Source organism: Micromonospora sp. NPDC020750 (genome assembly GCF_044334565.1).
Lineage (GTDB): Bacteria > Actinomycetota > Actinomycetes > Mycobacteriales > Micromonosporaceae > Micromonospora.
In genome coordinates, this window is the sequence record NZ_JBIRTH010000001.1 from 425,349 (window position 1) to 441,302 (window position 15,954).

Below are 15,954 nucleotides of genomic sequence, written 5' to 3' on the forward strand. Positions count from 1 at the left end.
TCCGCCGGGGCTCCTGCCGGGGGTACGTGCGCCCGACAGGAGCCCTGCCACCCGCCTACAGCGGGATGTTGCCGTGCTTCTTCGGCGGGAGCGTCTCGCGCTTGGTGCGCAGCACCCGAAGCGCGCGGACGATCTGGGTACGCGTCTCGTGCGGCGAGATCACCGAGTCGATGTACCCACGTTCGGCGGCGATGTACGGGTTGGCCAGGGTGTCCTCGTAGTCGGCGATCTTCTCGGCCCGCACGGCGGCGGGGTCGTCGGCCTTCGCCAACTCCGAGCGGTACAGGATGTTCACCGCCCCCTGCGCGCCCATCACCGCGATCTGCGCGGTCGGCCAGGCGAAGTTCAGGTCCGCGCCGAGGTGCTTGGAGCCCATCACGTCGTACGCCCCGCCGTACGCCTTGCGGGTGATCACGGTGACCTTCGGGACGGTGGCCTCGGCGTACGCGTAGATCAGCTTGGCGCCCCGGCGGATGATGCCGTCCCACTCCTGGCCGGTGCCGGGCAGGAACCCGGGGACGTCCACGAAGGTCAGCACCGGGACGTTGAACGCGTCGCAGGTACGCACGAACCGGGCGGCCTTCTCCGACGCGGCGATGTCGAGGGTGCCGGCGAAGTGCATCGGCTGGTTGGCCACCACGCCGACCGGGCGGCCCTCGACCCGACCGAAGCCGACCACCAGGTTCTGCGCGTAGAGCGGCTGGACCTCCAGGAACTCGCCGTCGTCGAGGACGTGCCCGATCACCCGGTGCATGTCGTACGGCTGGTTGGCCGAGTCGGGGATCAGGGTGTCCATCTCGCGGTCGGCGTCCGTGACCGTCAGGTCGGCCGGGGCCTCGAACACCGGCGGCTCGTCCAGGTTGTTCGACGGCAGGTACGACAGCAGCGCCTTGACGTACTCGACCGCGTCCTCCTCGTCCGCGCCGAGGTAGTGCGCGTTGCCGCTGCGCGAGTTGTGCGTCCGCGCGCCGCCCAGCTCCTCCATCGCCACGTCCTCGCCGGTGACCGTCTTGATCACGTCCGGGCCGGTGATGAACATGTGCGACGTCTGGTCGACCATCACGGTGAAGTCGGTGACCGCCGGGGAGTACACCGCGCCGCCCGCGCACGGTCCCATGATCAGGGAGATCTGCGGGATGACGCCGCTGGCCCGCACGTTGCGGAAGAAGATCTCGCCGTAGAGGCCGAGCGAGGTGACGCCCTCCTGGATTCGGGCCCCGCCGGAGTCGTTGATGCCGACCACCGGGCAGCCGATCTTCATGGCCAGGTCCATCACCTTGACGATCTTCTCGCCGAAGACCTCGCCGAGGGAGCCGCCGAAGACCGTGAAGTCCTGGGAGAAGACGCAGACCTGCCGGCCGTCGACCGTGCCGTAGCCGGTGATCACCCCGTCGCCGTACGGGCGGGTGTGCTCCAGGCCGAAGTTGGTGGACCGGTGCCGGGCGAACTCGTCCAGCTCGACGAAGGAGCCCTCGTCGAGCAGCATCTCGATCCGTTCCCGGGCGGTCTTCTTGCCCCGCGCGTGCTGCTTCTCGACCGCCCGTGCCGACCCGGCATGCACCGCCTCGTCGACCCGTCGCTCCAGGTCCGCCAGCTTGCCGGCGGTGCTGTGGATGTTGATCCCGGTCTCGGTAGTCACCCAGGGAATATAACGATGGTTCAGGCCGGCGCGGTGTGTAGTGCGCCTCAGTACGGGCTCCCCGACGGGACCCGGCCGGCCGCCGGGGCGGGCCGTAGGCTGGCGGGATGCCCGGCTCCCCGTACACCGACCTGGACCGCCCGCCGCTGTCGGCGGCCCGGCTGCGCCGCGCGTTGGTCGCCCCGCACGGGCCCTGGCGGCACCTCGACCTGCGCGACGAGACCGGCTCCACCAACGCTGACGTCGCCGAGGCGGCCCAGGCGGGGGAGCCGGAAGGGTTGGTCGTGGTCGCCGAGCGACAGACCGCCGGTCGGGGTCGGCGCGGCCGGTCCTGGCAGTCGCCGCCCCGCGCGGGCATCGCGGCCAGCGTCCTGCTGCGGCCCGGCGAGGCGGTCGCGGAGCGCGGCTGGCCGGCGGCCCCCGCCTCGGGGTACGGCTGGCTGCCGCTGCTCGCCGGCGTCGCACTGGTCGAGGCGGTGGCCCGGCTGGCCGAGCTGGACGCCGCCCTGAAATGGCCCAACGACCTGCTCGTCGGCGACGCGAAGTGCGCCGGCATCCTGGCCGAGGCGGTGCCCGGCCCGGCCCCGGACCGGCCGACGGCGGTCGTGCTCGGCATCGGCCTCAACGTCACCCTCGGGGCCGGCGAGCTGCCGGAGAACCCGACCGGTCTGCCCGCCACCTCGCTGCGCCTGGCCGGGGCCACCGCCACCGACCGGGACCCACTGCTGCGTGCCCTGCTGCGCTCGCTCGCCGACTGGTACGACCGGTGGCGCTCCGCCGGCGGGGATGCGCTGGCCAGCGGCCTGCGCGACGCCTACCTGGCCGCCTGCGCCACCGTCGGTCGGCCGGTGCGGGTGCTGCTGCCCGGCGGCGACGAGGTCACGGGCACGGCCACCGGCATCGACCCCGACGGCCAGCTCATCGTCGACACCCCCGCCGGTCCGCGCGCCCTCGCGGCCGGCGACGTCCTGCACCTGCGTTGAGCCGCCACGGTGGGAACCACCGCACCGGCTGATCCAACTGTGGGCGTCGACCGGTTACGGTCAGCGCGTCCGTTCTGCGAGGAGGTTCCCGTGGCGTTCCCCGAAGACGTGCTCACCGAGGACGAGCACGTCGTGCTGCACCTGCATCCGCACTGGAGGTCGGTCGTGCGGCCGGTGCTGGTGCTGGTGCTCGCCGTCGCCGCAGTGGTGGCGGCCTGGATCCTGCTCCCGGACGGCGAGGCCTCGACCATCGCCCTGTACGTGGTCGCGGGGCTCGCCCTGCTGCTCGTGCTCTGGTTCGGGCTCTGGCCGTTCCTGGTCTGGCGCAGCACGCACTACCTGTTCACCAACGAGCGGGTGCTGCTCCAGCAGGGGGTGCTCTCCCGGGACCGGCGGGACATCCCGCTCACCCGGATCAACGACCACGCGATGAGCCAGCGCTTCGTCGAGCGGCTGCTCGGCTGCGGCACGCTGACCATCGAGTCGGCCGGCGAGCGCGGCCAGTCGATGCTGACCGACGTCCCAGGGGTGGACCGGGTGCAGACCAAGCTGTACGAGCTGGTCGAGGCGCACCACGACCGGCACTCCCTCGGCGACGGCGAGATGCGCGAGATCCTCGCCGACATGCGCGAGGGCAAACCCCTCCGAGACCCCACCTCCTGACCTCACCCCGCACCGGCCCCCTCCCGCAGCGGGAGGGGGCCGGGGTCGGTTAGGTGGGGCGGAGGGTGAACCAGCCGCGGAAGCGGGTGCGGAGCACCTCTCGGTCCGGCTGGTCGTCCGGCCCGAGGCGGAACATCGTGCCGGTGAGGCTGACCGTGCCGAGCCCCGGCCGGGCGGCGGACGGGCGACTGCCCGCCACGTCCAGGCGCACCGTCAGGCGGTCGCCGGCCCGTACCGGGGCCAGCCAGCGCAGTTCCTCCAGTCCGGGGGAGGCGTCGGCCGCGGCCCGGGCCAGCACGTGGTCGACGTACGCCCGCATGAAGAGGCTGACCGTGTAGAAGCCGCTGGCGATCAGCCCGCCGTGGTGGCTCGCGGCGGCCTGCTCGGGATCGACGTGGTACCACTGCGGGTCGAACCGGCGGGCGAAGGCGACCATCTCGTCGCCGTCCACCAACACCACGCCCAGATCGAAGGTACGCCCGGGAGTCAGGTCCTCGAAGAACAGCTCGGCCGGTGCGCCCGTGCCCGATCGCACCGGAAGGCCCACCGGGGACGACGCGACGGCGCTGCCGCCCGGCATGGCGGCGGAGCTCTCGTGGTGCGTCGGCGGCGCACCGGGAGCGGCCTGCTCCGGGCCGGCCGGTCGGGTCTGCTCCGGGACGATTGGTCGGGTCTGGTCCGGGCCGGCCGGTCGGGCTTGGTCCGGGCCGATTGGTCGGGTCTGGTCCGGGCCGGCCGGTCGGGTCTGGTCCGGGACGATTGGTCGGGCCTGGTCCGGGACGGCCGGTTCGGTGCCGGCAGGGCCAGTCTGCTGTGGGCCGGCCGATCCGGGGTCGCCGGCCTGCTCCGGGACGGTCGGCCCGACCTGATCCCAGGCGGCTGGTCCGGTGCCGGCAGGGCCCGTCCTCGGCCCGGCGAAGCCGGGACGATCGGGGCCGGGCTGCGGCGTGGTGGGGCCGGGGCGGTCCGGGTCGGTCCCCGGCGTGGCGATGTCGGTCACGTCGCGGCTCACCGCCGGCGCCGGCGGGTGCCGGCGTGCAGCTCGTCGGCGAGTTCCGCCGCCAGCTCGCCGTCGAGCGTGGCCCCGAGCGCGGCGTCGGTCGGCGCGGGACGCCCCTGCGTCGGGGCGGTGCCGTCGCGGCGGCCCGCCGGCAGGCGGGTGCCGGGCCCTGGCTCGGCCTCCTCCAGCTCGCTGACCGACTCGGCCAGCTCGGCGACCGGGTCCATTTCGGCCATCGTGTCCCACTCGTCTCGGGGAATGGTGTGCCAGGTATCGGCCTGTGGCTCGGCCGGCGCGGGCTGGAAGACGAACGTCCGGTACGACCAGAAGCGGAAGAGGGTGGCCAGCAGCACGCCGCCGGTCTTCGCCACGTTCAGGGCGAGCAGGCTGGTCATGCCGAGGCCGTACTTGGCCGCCGCCAGGACGCCGAGCTCGATGAGTAATCCGGTCGCGTTGAACAGGAAGAAAAGGGCGTATTCTCGACGTAGCGCCGCTTTTGGGCGATCCCGGTACGTCCAGTGGCGATTCATCAGATACGACGTGATCGTCGCCACCACGGTGGCGATGGCAGTCGCCTTGAGCTGCCCCTCCCGGAAGACGGTGAGTGCCAGCGCGTTGAACACCGCGTAATTGATGACGGTGTTGATGCCGCCGACGATGCCGAATTTGAGCGCCTCATGGATGAACTTCTGCCAGCGCTCAGGCAGCAGACGGACAAGACGCATGGGCAACACCTTAGGCGAGTGGGCGGGGCCGGTTCGGCCCGGCGGACGAGAGGGGCGGCAGGTCACGCCCGGGGTTCCCGGTCGAGCGCCGCTCCCGTGACGGTCTGGGTTCCCGCTTCGACGGTTTGGGTTCCCGCTTCCACGAAGACGAACCTTCGGTACGACCAGAACCGGAACAGGGTGCCGAGGCCGGTGCCGACGATGAAGCTGGCGACGTTGTCGGCGAGCGCGGTCTGGAAGACGCCGGGCCAGAGGGCGCCGAGGCCGTACCGGCTGATCGCCAGGCAGGCCACCGCGATGCCCAGGCCGACCGCGTTGAAGAAGAAGAACAGCGCGTACTCGCGGGCCGGGTTGGAGCGCTGGCGGTGCCGCCACGTCCAGAACCGGTTGCCGACGAAGGCGACGGTCGCGGCGATCACGGTGGAGATCGTCTTCGCGGTCACCTGCTCGAAGCCCCGGGCGTTGACGAGGTAGTTGAAGAGGGCGAAGTCGACGAGGAAGGCCACGCTGCCCACGGTCGCGAACTTGCTGAGCTCGCGGACCAGATGACCGAAACGGTCGATCAGGGTGCGTACCGGACCCGGGCGGGTCGGCGGGGGGCCTGACTGGTCCCCGGTCATCGTCGCGGCCACCCGCCGAGCGTACCGGTTACATCCGCCGGAGGCGGGCACCAGCGGACGGTCCGGCCGCCCGGCGCGCTGCGGGGACGCGGGGCCAGCCTGAGCCGCCGGGAGGCCGACGCGCATCGGTGAGCACACCGTAACCCACGGTGCGCCAATTGTGGATGGGTTGCCGAATGGATGCGGCTCACCCGTTGCGCAGTTCCGGCGTCGGTCCTGCCGCGTCAACGCGCCGGCCGCCCGTACCACCCCGGCGCCGTTGACCCGAAGTCGCCCGTGCGGCGGGTGACCTCGGCCAAGGTTCGCCAAAGAATTTGCGTGAAACTGCGCGTGAAAGTGGGTATTAGATCGTGATGCCGCAGCGTGGCCGCCCCTTGTGCAGTTCTTCACAACCAGTCCCACTGACTCGCGACGTCGCCCGGTTTACGCTGAGGCCAATCCCAGGTTTCCACGAAGGCGACGCCTCGCGCCGTCCCAACTCGTGCATCCCATAGATCGGTCAGCGTCGACCACAAGGAGATGTGTCATGGTTGCTCCGGCTACCGTTCGGGGTATCGATCAGGCCCCGACGTCCCACCCCGAACTGCTCACCTGGGTCCGAGAAGTAGCGGAACTGACCACCCCGGACCGGGTCGTGTGGGTGGACGGGTCCGACGAGGAGTGGCGCCGCCTCACCGACGAGCTCGTCGACAACGGCACCCTGATCCGGCTCAACCCGGAGAAGAAGCCCAACTCGTTCTACGCCCGCACCGACCCGTCGGACGTCGCCCGGGTCGAGGAGCGCACCTTCATCTGCTCCGTGGACGAGGCGGACGCCGGCCCCACCAACAACTGGATGGCGCCGGCCGAGATGAAGCGGACGATGACCGAGCTGTACCGCGGCTGCATGCGCGGGCGCACCATGTACGTCATCCCGTTCTGCATGGGCCCGGTCGAGGCCGAGAGCCCCATGTTCGGCGTCGAGATCACCGACAGCCCGTACGTGGTGGCCTCGATGCGCATCATGACCCGGATGGGCTCGAAGGTCCTGGAGGCGATGGGCGACGACGCGGACTTCGTCCACGCGCTGCACTCCATCGGCGCGCCGCTCGCCCCCGGCCAGCAGGACGTCACCTGGCCGTGCAACGAGACGAAGTACATCTCCCACTTCCCGGAGACCCGGGAGATCTGGTCCTTCGGCTCCGGCTACGGCGGCAACTCGCTGCTCGGCAAGAAGTGCTACTCGCTGCGGATCGCCAGCGTGATGGGGCGCGACGAGGGCTGGCTCGCCGAGCACATGCTGATCCTGAAGATCACCTCACCGGAGGGGCGGGTCTACCACGTCGCCGGGGCGTTCCCGTCCGCGTGCGGCAAGACCAACCTGGCCATGCTGGAGCCGACCATCCCGGGCTGGAAGGTCGAGACCATCGGCGACGACATCGCCTGGATGCGCTTCGGCCAGGACGGCCGGCTCTACGCGGTCAACCCCGAGTACGGCCTCTTCGGCGTCGCCCCCGGCACCGACTGGAAGACCAACGCCAACGCGATGCGGACGCTGGACCGCGGCAACTCCGTCTTCACGAACGTCGCCCTCACCGACGACGGCGACATCTGGTGGGAGGGGATGGGCGAGCCGCCGGCGCACCTGGTCGACTGGAAGGGCAACGACTGGACGCCGCAGAGCGACAGCCTCTCCTCGCACGCGAACAGCCGGTTCTGCACCCCGATCACCCAGTGCCCGATCCTGTCCGACGACTACTACGACCCGAACGGCGTGCCGATCGACGCGATCCTGTTCGGCGGTCGCCGCCGGGACACCATCCCGCTGGTCACCGAGGCCCGGGACTGGGTGCACGGCGTCTACCTGGGCGCGACGCTGTCCTCGGAGACCACCGCCGCCGCGTCCGGCGCGGTGGGCGTGGTGCGCCGCGACCCGATGGCCATGCTGCCGTTCATCGGCTACAACGCCGGCGACTACTTCCGGCACTGGATCGAGATGGGCAAGGGCACCGACGGCGACGAGTCCAAGCTGCCGAAGATCTACTACGTCAACTGGTTCCGCAAGGACGCCGAGGGCAGCTTCCTCTGGCCGGGCTTCGGCGAGAACTCGCGGGTGCTCAAGTGGGTCGTCGAGCGGCTGGAGGGCCGGGCCGACGCGGTGGAGACCCCGATCGGCATGGTGCCGGCGCAGGACGCGCTGGACATCGAGGGCCTCGACATGACCCCGGAGGACGTCCGGATCGCGCTGAAGGTCGACCCGGCGGAGTGGCGCGAGGAGCTGCCGCTGATCACCGAGTGGTTCGAGAAGTTCGGGGACAAGCTCCCCGGCGTGCTCTGGGCCGAGCTGGACGCGCTGCGCGCCCGGCTCGACGCGGAGCAGCCGACGCGGTAGGTGTGATCCGCCCCCGCACAGGGCATCATCTGATCCCATGAGGACGGCCGTCGAGACCCAGGTCCGGCGGCCGTCCGCCGTCCGGGCGCTGACCATCCTGCTCGCCGTGACGGCGGCGGCCACCGTCGTGGTCGAGCTGCTCAACTGGTGGTACGCCCCGGAGCAGGAGTTCGGGCTCGCAGTACGCACCGGCTGGGCGATGCTCCGCTCGCTCGGCTTCCTGGTGCTGATCGGGCACGTCCGCCGGGGCCGCACCGTGGCCCGGCCGTTCGGGCTGATCCTCGCCGTCACCACGGTCTTCGCGGTGGGCCGGCTGGTGGTGCCCCGGCAGGGCGTGCCGCCACTGCCCGGGCTGCTCGGCTTCGCCCTGCTGGCCGCGCTCTGCGTGGCCGTGGTCTGGCTGCTGTACCGCTCGGACGCGGTCGCGGGCCACCTGGTCCGGCACCGCAAGGGCCTGGTCGTCTCCGGCGGGACGATCTCCTGGCGGGAGGTCGCCCCGAAGCGCCCGCCGGTCACCGGCTGGCTGCTCACCAGCCGGGTCGCCGCGTTCACGTACAGCCCGTTGATGCTGGTCCCGGCCCTCGTCGCCACCGGCGCGATCCTGGACGGCCGGTTGGCCGCCGCGCCCGCCGTGCTGTTCTGGTTCGCCGCCGGCATCGGGGTCAGCTACCTCGTGCTGCTCTGCACCGCCTTCCTCATGCGCGGTAAGCGCTGGGCCCGGTCGCTGCTGGTGGCGATCACCCTCGGCGTGCTCGCCGTCGACCTGCCGCTGTGCTGGTGGCTGCTCGGCGTCGACGGCCTGATTCGCGACGGCGGGCCGTTGCTCGCCGCCGCCGCCCTGGCGTTGTACGGGTTGTGGCGCGCCGGCCGGGTCGAGCAACCGGCCGTGCCGAGCTGAGCGCACCGGGCAGGGCGTGGCGCGTCGGCCGGGCGTGCCGGGCTGAGCGCACCGAGCAGGGGAGGCGGCATGACCGACGAGTACGACGTGGCGGTGGTCGGGGCGGGCCCCGCCGGGGTGGCCGCCGCGCTGGCGGCCCGCCGGGTCGGGGCCCGGGTGCTGCTGCTGGACCGGGCCGACTTCCCCCGGGACAAGGCGTGCGGGGACGGCATCGCCGCGCACGCGCTGGATGTCCTCGCCGGGCTGGGCGTCACCGACGCCGTCGACGGGTACGCCCCGCTGCCCCGGCTGCGGCTGGTCGGGCCCAACGGCGGCGCGGTGGCCCGGCCGCTGCCCCGGCCCGCGTACACGGTGCCCCGGAAGGTCTTCGACGCCCGGCTGGTGGCGGCGGCGGTGGCGGCCGGCGCGGAGCTGCGCCGGCACGCCGTGCGCCGGGTCGAGGCGCGCGACGGGTGGGTGGTGCTCGACGGCGATATCGCCGCGCGGGCGGTGGTCGGCGCGGACGGCGCCGGATCGGTGGTCCGCCGGGCGCTCGGCCACCCGCCGAACCCGGACCGCCACCTGGCGCTGGCCGTCCGGGGGTACGCCCCGGCCCGGCCGGGCCCGCCCGAGCAGCTCATCGTCACTTCGGCACCGCGTTGGCCGGCGTACGCGTGGTCGTTTCCGATCGGCGACGGGCGGGCGAACGTCGGGTACGGGGAGGTGCTGCGGGGCGAGCCGCTGACCCGCGCGCACCTGCTGGACCGGCTGGCCGCGCTCCTGCCCGGCACCGACCCGGCCGCGGTGACCGCCCTGCGCGCCCACCACCTGCCGCTGTCCACCCACCGCCCGCCGCCGGGCCGGGGTCGGCTGGTGCTCGCCGGGGACGCGTTGTCGCTGATCAACCCGTTCACCGGGGAGGGGATCTTCTACGCGCTGCTCTCCGGCGCGCTGGCCGGCGCGGCGGCGGCCGGTGACCCGGGCGCCGCCGCCCGGCGGTACGCCGCAGCCCTGCGCCGTCGCCTCGGCACCCACCTGCGGCACAGCTCGACGGCGGCCCGGCTGGCCCGGCGGCGGTGGGTGGTCGACGGGGCGGTGCGCGCGGCCCGCCGCGACGAACGGGTCTTCGGCACTGTCGTCGAGCTGGGCCTCGGCGACGGCCGGCTGGACGCACGCACCCTCGCGATGATCGGCATCGGCCTCTCGGCCCGGGATGGGCCACCGCGGGACTGATCCGGGTGGCGGGTCGCTACTCTGCAAGGTGATGACTCTGCGGAACCTCCTCTACTCCGTGTACGAGCGGCGGCTGACGGCCATGCTCGCGGGCAAGCCGGTGCCTCGGCACGTGGGCGTGATGTGTGACGGCAACCGCCGTTGGGCCCGTGAGATGGGATTCGTCGATCCCAACGACGGGCACCGGATGGGCGCGGAGCGGATCAAGGAGCTGCTGCGCTGGTGTGACGCCGCCGGGGTGGGGCACGTGACGCTCTGGCTGCTCTCCACCGACAACCTGTCCCGCCCGGCGGAGGAGCTGGATCCGCTGCTCCAGATCATCGAGGACCTGAGCACCGAGCTGGCAGAGGAGGGCAACCCCTGGCGGCTGCGGATGGTCGGGGCGCTCGACGTCCTGCCGGCGCAGCACTCGGCGGCGCTCAAGGCGGCCGAGGAACGGACCCGGGATCGCGTCGGCGGCGCACAGGTCAACATCGCCGTCGGGTACGGCGGCCGGCGCGAGATCGCCGACGCGGTCCGCTCGCTGCTGCTGGAGCACGCCGCAGCCGGCGGCACCATCGAGGAACTGGCCGAGGCGTTGGACGTCGACCACATCTCCGAGCATCTCTACACCCGCGGCCTGCCGGACCCGGACCTGATCATCCGGACCAGTGGCGAGCAGCGGCTGTCGGGCTTCATGTTGTGGCAGTCGGCCCACTCGGAGTACTACTTCTGCGAGCTGAACTGGCCCGACTTCCGCCGGGTCGACTTTCTCCGCGCGCTGCGTTCGTACGCCACCCGCCAGCGCCGTTTCGGCACCTGACCCGCCCCGTTGCCCCTCGGCGGTGTGGGCGTCGTCAGCGTAGGTGGGGGAGGGCCTCGGTGAGGAAGTCGCCGAGGGCGGCGGGGGAGTCGATCGTCAGGTCGGCGGCCTCGGCGACCTCGTGGCCGGTCTCCGGGTTGGCCACCGCCACGCAGACCCCGAGGAACTCCGGGTCCGCCGCCGCGCGGGCGCGCAGCGCCGCGAACGCCTTGATGTCGGAGACGTCGTCGCCGAAGTACCAGGCGCCGCCGGCGTCCCGGACCGCCTCGCCGATGACCAGTCCCTTGTCCCGGTCGACCGGGGGCTTGATCTCCAGCACCATCCGGCCGGCCTGCACGCGCAGACCGAGCCGGTCGGCCTGGGCCCGGCCCCATTCCTGCACCTGGGCGCCGAGCTGCGGGGCGGTGCGCCAGTGCAGAGCCACGGAGAGCCGCTTGAACTCGACCAGCGCCCCGGCCGGCAGCTCGGCGCGGGCGAGGTCGGCCAGCTCCCGCATGGTCGGCACCCAGGGCAGTGCCGCCGGCTCGGTGACGGTCTCGCCGCCGGAGTGGCTGTGCTCCAGCCCGTAGAGGCCGTAGAGGTCGACGCCGTCCAGCCCGCCGAGTTGGTCGCGGAGGAACTCCACCGGTCGGGCGGAGACGATCGCGATCCGGCGGACCAGCGGCGCGAGGGCCTCGATCGCGGCCAACACCTTCGGGGCCGGCCGCACCGCCGTCGGGTCGTCGTCGACGGGCGCGAGTGTGCCGTCGAAGTCGAAGAAGAGGACGGTGTCGCCTAGCCGGCCGGCGGTCGCCCGCCAGGCCCGGTCGGCGTCCAGCGGGGTCTTCGGCTGTTGGTTGCCCAGATTCAACGGCGGCACGGGCGAAAGCGTACCCCGGAGTGAGCGGCCTATTCGTGGTCGAGACGGGTCTCCCCGGACCGGTCCAGGTCAGCGTTCGGAGGCTCCCCGACCTCGGCGTCCGAACGGCACCACCTCGGCGTCCTGGCCGTGGCTGAGCAGGTAGCCCTCCACGAAACCGGTGTTCCGGTCGCCGGTGCGCGCCTCGATCTCGTTGAGCCGGGCCACCAGGAACTCGGTGAGCGCGCTGATCCGGTCGTTGAGCCGGTCGTGCAGCTCGGCGACGACGGCCAGGACGACCGCCGTGCCGGCGGTGGTGAGGGCGAGGACGTTGGCGACCACGGGAAGCTGCCCGCCATCGACCGCGCCGAGCACCAGGTTGCCGGTCACGGCCGATGTCAGGGACACCACCGCGACCACGACTGCCAACCACTTCAGGGTCATGGACAGACCCCTCCTTCTGTCCCGCAGGGCTGAGTTCGGCCTTGTCCCGTCCCCCCGCCGATGACGAGCCCAAGCAGTACGAATAGGGACGCTAGCGCTCCCGTTCCTCCCCCGAAGGCAAACGATCGGGTTCGCCCTGCCGTTCTTTCGCCATCTGAGGAACTACCCCGCCCGATTACCCATTTTTCGGACATCGATGGGGAGAGTTGGGCGATAAGCGAGGTAACGAATGGTTTCCCGGATGTGGAACTTCTCCGCGTCCGACACGTTCGGGTCGATCAGCCGGCGCAGCAGCGCCTCCACGTCCGGGTCCATCGGAGGTGGGCCGGGCGCGGGGCGCGGGGTGGCGGCCCGGTCCCAGCCGAGCGCCGCGAAGGCGGCCGTCGGGTTGAGGCCGAGACCCTCGCAGAAGGCGACCACCCGCTCGGCCTCCGGGTCGCTGACCCAGTCTCCCCGGACCCAGCGGTTGATGGTCTGGCGGGAGACACCGGTACGCCGGGAAGCCTCGGTGCCGCTCCAGGCGCGCATGGCCCGGACGTCGTCGAGGGCCCGGCGGACGAAGGCGGCGAAGGCGATTTTCCGGGCGTGAGCGCTCTCGGTCACTCCGTGACGGTACGACCACTCACGTCTGGCCCGGCCGCCGGGCGCGCCTGTGTCACGTGAGTGAGACACGCGTACGGCACGCCAGGTGACCGTTCCGCACCGGTTTCGTGGGCCTCACCAGGGTGGAATAGGTGCCGGTCAGTGCCGATGTGATCGGACGAAAAGCTGATACTGTCACGTTCATGGGACAATCTACCGTGTGTCACGTGCCTGAGACGACTGGTGCTCGCATGCGTCCCTCACCCGGTACGAAGGAGGTGTGGTGACCGAACTCGCCACTCGCGCCCAGGCATTCGGCCTGATCGCGGAGGGGGTGGCCGCCGGGCTGAGCGCGCCGTGGCGCCTCTACCTCGCCAGGGGCTGCCGCTTCCTGTCGCTCAACGTGGGGGATCGGGTGGAGTGGAACGCCTGGCGGACCCACCTCGGCTGCCCGGAGCTCAGCGTCCGGGTCTACGACGCCGGCGGCGAGATCCGCCGCTCCTCGGTCGCCGAGGTGGTCCTGGACGGCTGCCGGATCAGCGTCGAACTGACCGAGGAGGTCAGCACCGACGACCTGGACCGGCTGCTGGCCACCGACCCCACCTCCGTCGAGCCGGAGGAACGATGAGCGCCCCGCCGCGCCGCCGTCCCCCCGGGCAGCCGCCGCGCCGAGCAGCCGCCGGGCCGTCCGGCCGCCCAGCCGCCGCGCCGCCGTCCCGCCGGGGAGCCGCCGGATGAGTCCCTTCCTCGCGGTCTTCCTCGTCCTCGTCCTCGGCTCCACCAGTTACGCTGCCGGCCGGCTGCACGGTCAGCTCAGCTACCGGATCGGCTACCGCTTCGGGTACCGGCAGGGGTACTTCGACGGCGACCGGGGCGCCTGGAACCGGCGCCGCCGGGAGGCGCAGGCGGCCATCGCCTCCGCCCTGGCCGGCCCGCCGCCGACCCGCGACCGGAGTGGCCAGGCCGCCCGGCAGGGCACCACCTACACCGGCTCATCCTTCGCCGCCCCGTCCCGCGGGGGCGCCGTGGCGGTCGCCGCGCCGGCCAACGCGAGCGGGCGGCACCCCACCGGCGCCCTGGTCCGGTGGCGGGGCTGATCAGGCTCCGCCGGCCGCCGGCTCGCGGCGGCAGATCCGGCCCGCCGCCGGCTTCCGGCGGTGGCTACGTCCCTCGCCCGCCGGCTTCCGCCGGCCAGGGGGAGGGGCGGACCTCCGGCTCCCGCCGGAGCGGCACGAGCACGGTGCGTCGTCCGCGGCGGACGCGCACCGTCGGGGCCACGTCAGACCGGTGACCGTGGTCCCGCCGGCCGGGATGCGCGCAGGGGGCATGCATCCCGGCCGGTCCGCCGTGCCTGCCCGCCGGCCCGTCGCCGGAGATCCAGTCGACAACCTCTAGCCGGGACGTCCCGGCGGGGCTAGCGTCTAGTCATGGCACGGGGTTCCCCCGAGCCAGCCGGTCAGCCCGGATCTGCGACCTCGCACACGGGGCCCGCATCCGACCCCGTGTCCCCGGGCACCGGACGAGGCGGAACGCGGATGGCCGGGTGCCCATCCGTCGGAGCAGGCCTGTGACGACTCGCCGTACCCCCGCCGGTGCCGACCAGACCCCGGCCGCGACTGCCACGACCCGCCGCGCCACCCGGAGCCGCCGCGCGGCTGCCCCGGTCGAGCCCGAGGAGCCCCGACCAGCCGGCCAGGCGTTCGTCCTGGACACCTCGGTCCTGCTCTCGGACCCGGCGGCGTTCCACCGGTTCGCCGAGCACGAGGTGGTGCTGCCCCTCGTGGTCATCTCCGAATTGGAGGGCAAGCGGCACCATCCGGAGCTGGGCTGGTTCGCCCGGCAGTCGCTGCGAATGCTGGACGAGCTGCGCGTACGCCATGGCCGGCTGGACCGGCCGGTGCCCGCCAACGACGACGGCGGCACCCTGCGGGTGGAGCTGAACCACACCGACGACGGCGTGCTGCCGCCCGGCTTCCGCAACGAGTCCAACGACGCCCGGATCCTCTCGGTCGCGCTCAACCTCGCAGCCGAGGGGCGGGAGGTGACCCTGGTCAGCAAGGACATGCCGCTGCGGGTGAAGGCGGCCTCGGTCGGGCTGCACGCCGACGAGTACCGACACGGCCAGGCCAGTGACCCGACCTGGACGGGGATGGCCGATCTGGAGTTGGGTGAGGACGAGATCGGTCGGCTCTACGCGGGCGAGACCCTGGACGTGGACGCCGCGGCCGGGCTGTCCTGCCACACCGGGCTGGTGCTGCAATCAGTGCGCGGCTCCGCGCTGGGCCGGGTGCTGCCCGACAAGACGGTCCGGCTGGTCCGGGGTGACCGGGAGGCGTTCGGCGTGCACGGCCGCTCGGCCGAGCAGCGGATCGCCCTCGACCTGCTGCTGGACGAGTCGATCGGGATCGTCTCGCTGGGCGGCCGGGCCGGCACCGGCAAGTCTGCGCTGGCGCTGTGCGCCGGCCTGGAGGCGGTGATGGAGCGGCGTCGGCACAAGAAGGTGGTCGTCTTCCGCCCGCTCTACGCCGTCGGTGGCCAGGAGTTGGGCTACCTGCCCGGCTCCGAGACCGAGAAGATGTCGCCCTGGGCGCAGGCGGTCTTCGACACTCTCGGCGCGGTGGTGCACGAGAACGTGCTGGAGGAGGTCATGGCCCGGGGGATTCTTGAGGTCCTGCCGCTCACCCACATCCGGGGCCGCAGCCTGCACGACGCCTTCGTCATCGTGGACGAGGCCCAGTCGCTGGAGCGGGGCGTGCTGCTCACCGTGCTGTCCCGGATCGGCCAGGGCTCGCGGGTGGTCCTCACCCACGACGTCGCCCAGCGGGACAACCTGCGGGTGGGGCGGCACGACGGGGTGACCGCCGTGATCGAGGCGCTCAGGGGCCACCCCCTGTTCGCGCACGTCACGCTGACCCGGTCCGAGCGGTCGCCCATCGCCGCGATGGTGACCGACCTGTTGGAGGGCATCCCACTCTGAGCGTGATTCTCGACCGTTAAATGGTGTTTCGTCCCGATTCTGCCTGTGGCCCAGGTCACAATTGTGGCTGATGGTTTCCCATCGGTCCCACTGTGCGCAATGGTGTCCAACGAGCGCCCGCGTCCCGGAAAGATCGTCCGCCGTCGTCCGACGGTGGGGCGGAAGGAACCCGGGTGCGCCGGCTGCGACCGGCAGGGTCG

Annotated in this window: 16 protein-coding genes; 9 read left to right on the forward strand and 7 right to left on the reverse strand. The window is 72.5% G+C overall.

What is annotated here, in order from left to right:
* Positions 1-55: 55 nt before the first annotated feature.
* Positions 56-1,639 (reverse strand): acyl-CoA carboxylase subunit beta, encoded by a 1,584-nt coding sequence (locus ACH4T9_RS02075; protein ID WP_396669349.1) that lies wholly within the window; start codon positions 1,637-1,639, stop codon positions 56-58.
* Positions 1,640-1,746: 107 nt separating this feature from the next.
* On the opposite strand from ACH4T9_RS02075, the gene ACH4T9_RS02080 reads away from it, so the two are divergent.
* Positions 1,747-2,622: a biotin--[acetyl-CoA-carboxylase] ligase gene (locus tag ACH4T9_RS02080; protein ID WP_396669350.1), complete on the forward strand. Its 876-nt coding sequence runs from the start codon at positions 1,747-1,749 to the stop codon at positions 2,620-2,622.
* A gap of 90 nt (positions 2,623-2,712) precedes the next feature.
* Positions 2,713-3,285 (forward strand): PH domain-containing protein, encoded by a 573-nt coding sequence (locus ACH4T9_RS02085; RefSeq protein WP_396669351.1) that lies wholly within the window; start codon positions 2,713-2,715, stop codon positions 3,283-3,285.
* Between the two features lie 49 nt (positions 3,286-3,334).
* Here the strand turns inward: ACH4T9_RS02085 and ACH4T9_RS02090 are convergent, their stop codons facing one another.
* The 3 genes from ACH4T9_RS02090 to ACH4T9_RS02100 all read right to left on the reverse strand — a co-directional run bounded on the left by ACH4T9_RS02090 (position 3,335) and on the right by ACH4T9_RS02100 (position 5,630).
* Entirely contained in the window at positions 3,335-4,285 is a 951-nt protein-coding gene (locus ACH4T9_RS02090; protein ID WP_396669352.1) for a MaoC/PaaZ C-terminal domain-containing protein, read from the reverse strand.
* An 8-nt stretch (positions 4,286-4,293) separates the two neighbouring features.
* Positions 4,294-5,010, reverse strand: a complete 717-nt coding sequence (locus ACH4T9_RS02095; protein ID WP_396669353.1) for a GtrA family protein — start codon at positions 5,008-5,010, stop codon at positions 4,294-4,296.
* Between the two features lie 62 nt (positions 5,011-5,072).
* Positions 5,073-5,630, reverse strand: coding sequence for a GtrA family protein (locus ACH4T9_RS02100; RefSeq protein WP_396669879.1), 558 nt, complete (start codon positions 5,628-5,630; stop codon positions 5,073-5,075).
* A gap of 526 nt (positions 5,631-6,156) precedes the next feature.
* Here ACH4T9_RS02100 and ACH4T9_RS02105 point away from each other — a divergent pair.
* The 4 genes from ACH4T9_RS02105 to ACH4T9_RS02120 all read left to right on the forward strand — a co-directional run bounded on the left by ACH4T9_RS02105 (position 6,157) and on the right by ACH4T9_RS02120 (position 10,913).
* Entirely contained in the window at positions 6,157-8,001 is a 1,845-nt protein-coding gene (locus tag ACH4T9_RS02105) for a phosphoenolpyruvate carboxykinase (GTP) (RefSeq protein ID WP_396669354.1), read from the forward strand.
* 37 nt (positions 8,002-8,038) lie between these two features.
* The gene (locus tag ACH4T9_RS02110; protein WP_396669355.1) at positions 8,039-8,899 is read left to right on the forward strand and encodes a hypothetical protein; all 861 of its coding nucleotides are present in this window, start codon (positions 8,039-8,041) and stop codon (positions 8,897-8,899) included.
* Positions 8,900-8,968: 69 nt separating this feature from the next.
* Positions 8,969-10,111 carry a geranylgeranyl reductase family protein gene (locus ACH4T9_RS02115; protein WP_396669356.1) on the forward strand — a complete coding sequence of 381 codons (1,143 nt, stop codon included), beginning with the start codon at positions 8,969-8,971 and terminating at the stop codon, positions 10,109-10,111.
* A gap of 31 nt (positions 10,112-10,142) precedes the next feature.
* Entirely contained in the window at positions 10,143-10,913 is a 771-nt protein-coding gene (locus tag ACH4T9_RS02120) for an isoprenyl transferase (protein ID WP_396669357.1), read from the forward strand.
* 34 nt (positions 10,914-10,947) lie between these two features.
* Here the strand turns inward: ACH4T9_RS02120 and otsB are convergent, their stop codons facing one another.
* The 3 genes from otsB to ACH4T9_RS02135 all read right to left on the reverse strand — a co-directional run bounded on the left by otsB (position 10,948) and on the right by ACH4T9_RS02135 (position 12,798).
* Positions 10,948-11,772, reverse strand: a complete 825-nt coding sequence (otsB, locus tag ACH4T9_RS02125; RefSeq protein WP_396669358.1) for a trehalose-phosphatase — start codon at positions 11,770-11,772, stop codon at positions 10,948-10,950.
* Between the two features lie 69 nt (positions 11,773-11,841).
* Positions 11,842-12,195: a hypothetical protein gene (locus ACH4T9_RS02130; RefSeq protein ID WP_396669359.1), complete on the reverse strand. Its 354-nt coding sequence runs from the start codon at positions 12,193-12,195 to the stop codon at positions 11,842-11,844.
* Between the two features lie 162 nt (positions 12,196-12,357).
* Positions 12,358-12,798 (reverse strand): helix-turn-helix domain-containing protein, encoded by a 441-nt coding sequence (locus tag ACH4T9_RS02135; RefSeq protein ID WP_396669360.1) that lies wholly within the window; start codon positions 12,796-12,798, stop codon positions 12,358-12,360.
* 262 nt (positions 12,799-13,060) lie between these two features.
* On the opposite strand from ACH4T9_RS02135, the gene ACH4T9_RS02140 reads away from it, so the two are divergent.
* The 3 genes from ACH4T9_RS02140 (at position 13,061) to ACH4T9_RS02150 (ending at position 15,754) form a co-directional block, all read left to right on the forward strand.
* Entirely contained in the window at positions 13,061-13,405 is a 345-nt protein-coding gene (locus ACH4T9_RS02140; protein WP_350880777.1) for a hypothetical protein, read from the forward strand.
* Between the two features lie 106 nt (positions 13,406-13,511).
* Positions 13,512-13,874 (forward strand): hypothetical protein, encoded by a 363-nt coding sequence (locus tag ACH4T9_RS02145; RefSeq protein ID WP_396669361.1) that lies wholly within the window; start codon positions 13,512-13,514, stop codon positions 13,872-13,874.
* A 470-nt stretch (positions 13,875-14,344) separates the two neighbouring features.
* Positions 14,345-15,754, forward strand: a complete 1,410-nt coding sequence (locus tag ACH4T9_RS02150) for a PhoH family protein (protein WP_396669362.1) — start codon at positions 14,345-14,347, stop codon at positions 15,752-15,754.
* Positions 15,755-15,954: the final 200 nt, after the last annotated feature.

Excerpts from the sequence above, each read along its gene's own strand:
- ACH4T9_RS02080 (WP_396669350.1), top strand. The coding sequence starts at position 1,747 with ATGCCCGGCTCCCCGTACACCGACCTGGACCGCCCGCCGCTGTCGGCG.
- ACH4T9_RS02095 (WP_396669353.1), bottom strand. The coding sequence starts at position 5,010 with ATGCGTCTTGTCCGTCTGCTGCCTGAGCGCTGGCAGAAGTTCATCCAT.
- ACH4T9_RS02100 (WP_396669879.1), bottom strand. The coding sequence starts at position 5,630 with ATGACCGGGGACCAGTCAGGCCCCCCGCCGACCCGCCCGGGTCCGGTA.
- ACH4T9_RS02105 (WP_396669354.1), top strand. The coding sequence starts at position 6,157 with ATGGTTGCTCCGGCTACCGTTCGGGGTATCGATCAGGCCCCGACGTCC.
- ACH4T9_RS02110 (WP_396669355.1), top strand. The coding sequence starts at position 8,039 with ATGAGGACGGCCGTCGAGACCCAGGTCCGGCGGCCGTCCGCCGTCCGG.
- ACH4T9_RS02115 (WP_396669356.1), top strand. The coding sequence starts at position 8,969 with ATGACCGACGAGTACGACGTGGCGGTGGTCGGGGCGGGCCCCGCCGGG.
- ACH4T9_RS02120 (WP_396669357.1), top strand. The coding sequence starts at position 10,143 with ATGACTCTGCGGAACCTCCTCTACTCCGTGTACGAGCGGCGGCTGACG.
- ACH4T9_RS02130 (WP_396669359.1), bottom strand. The coding sequence starts at position 12,195 with ATGACCCTGAAGTGGTTGGCAGTCGTGGTCGCGGTGGTGTCCCTGACA.
- ACH4T9_RS02145 (WP_396669361.1), top strand. The coding sequence starts at position 13,512 with ATGAGTCCCTTCCTCGCGGTCTTCCTCGTCCTCGTCCTCGGCTCCACC.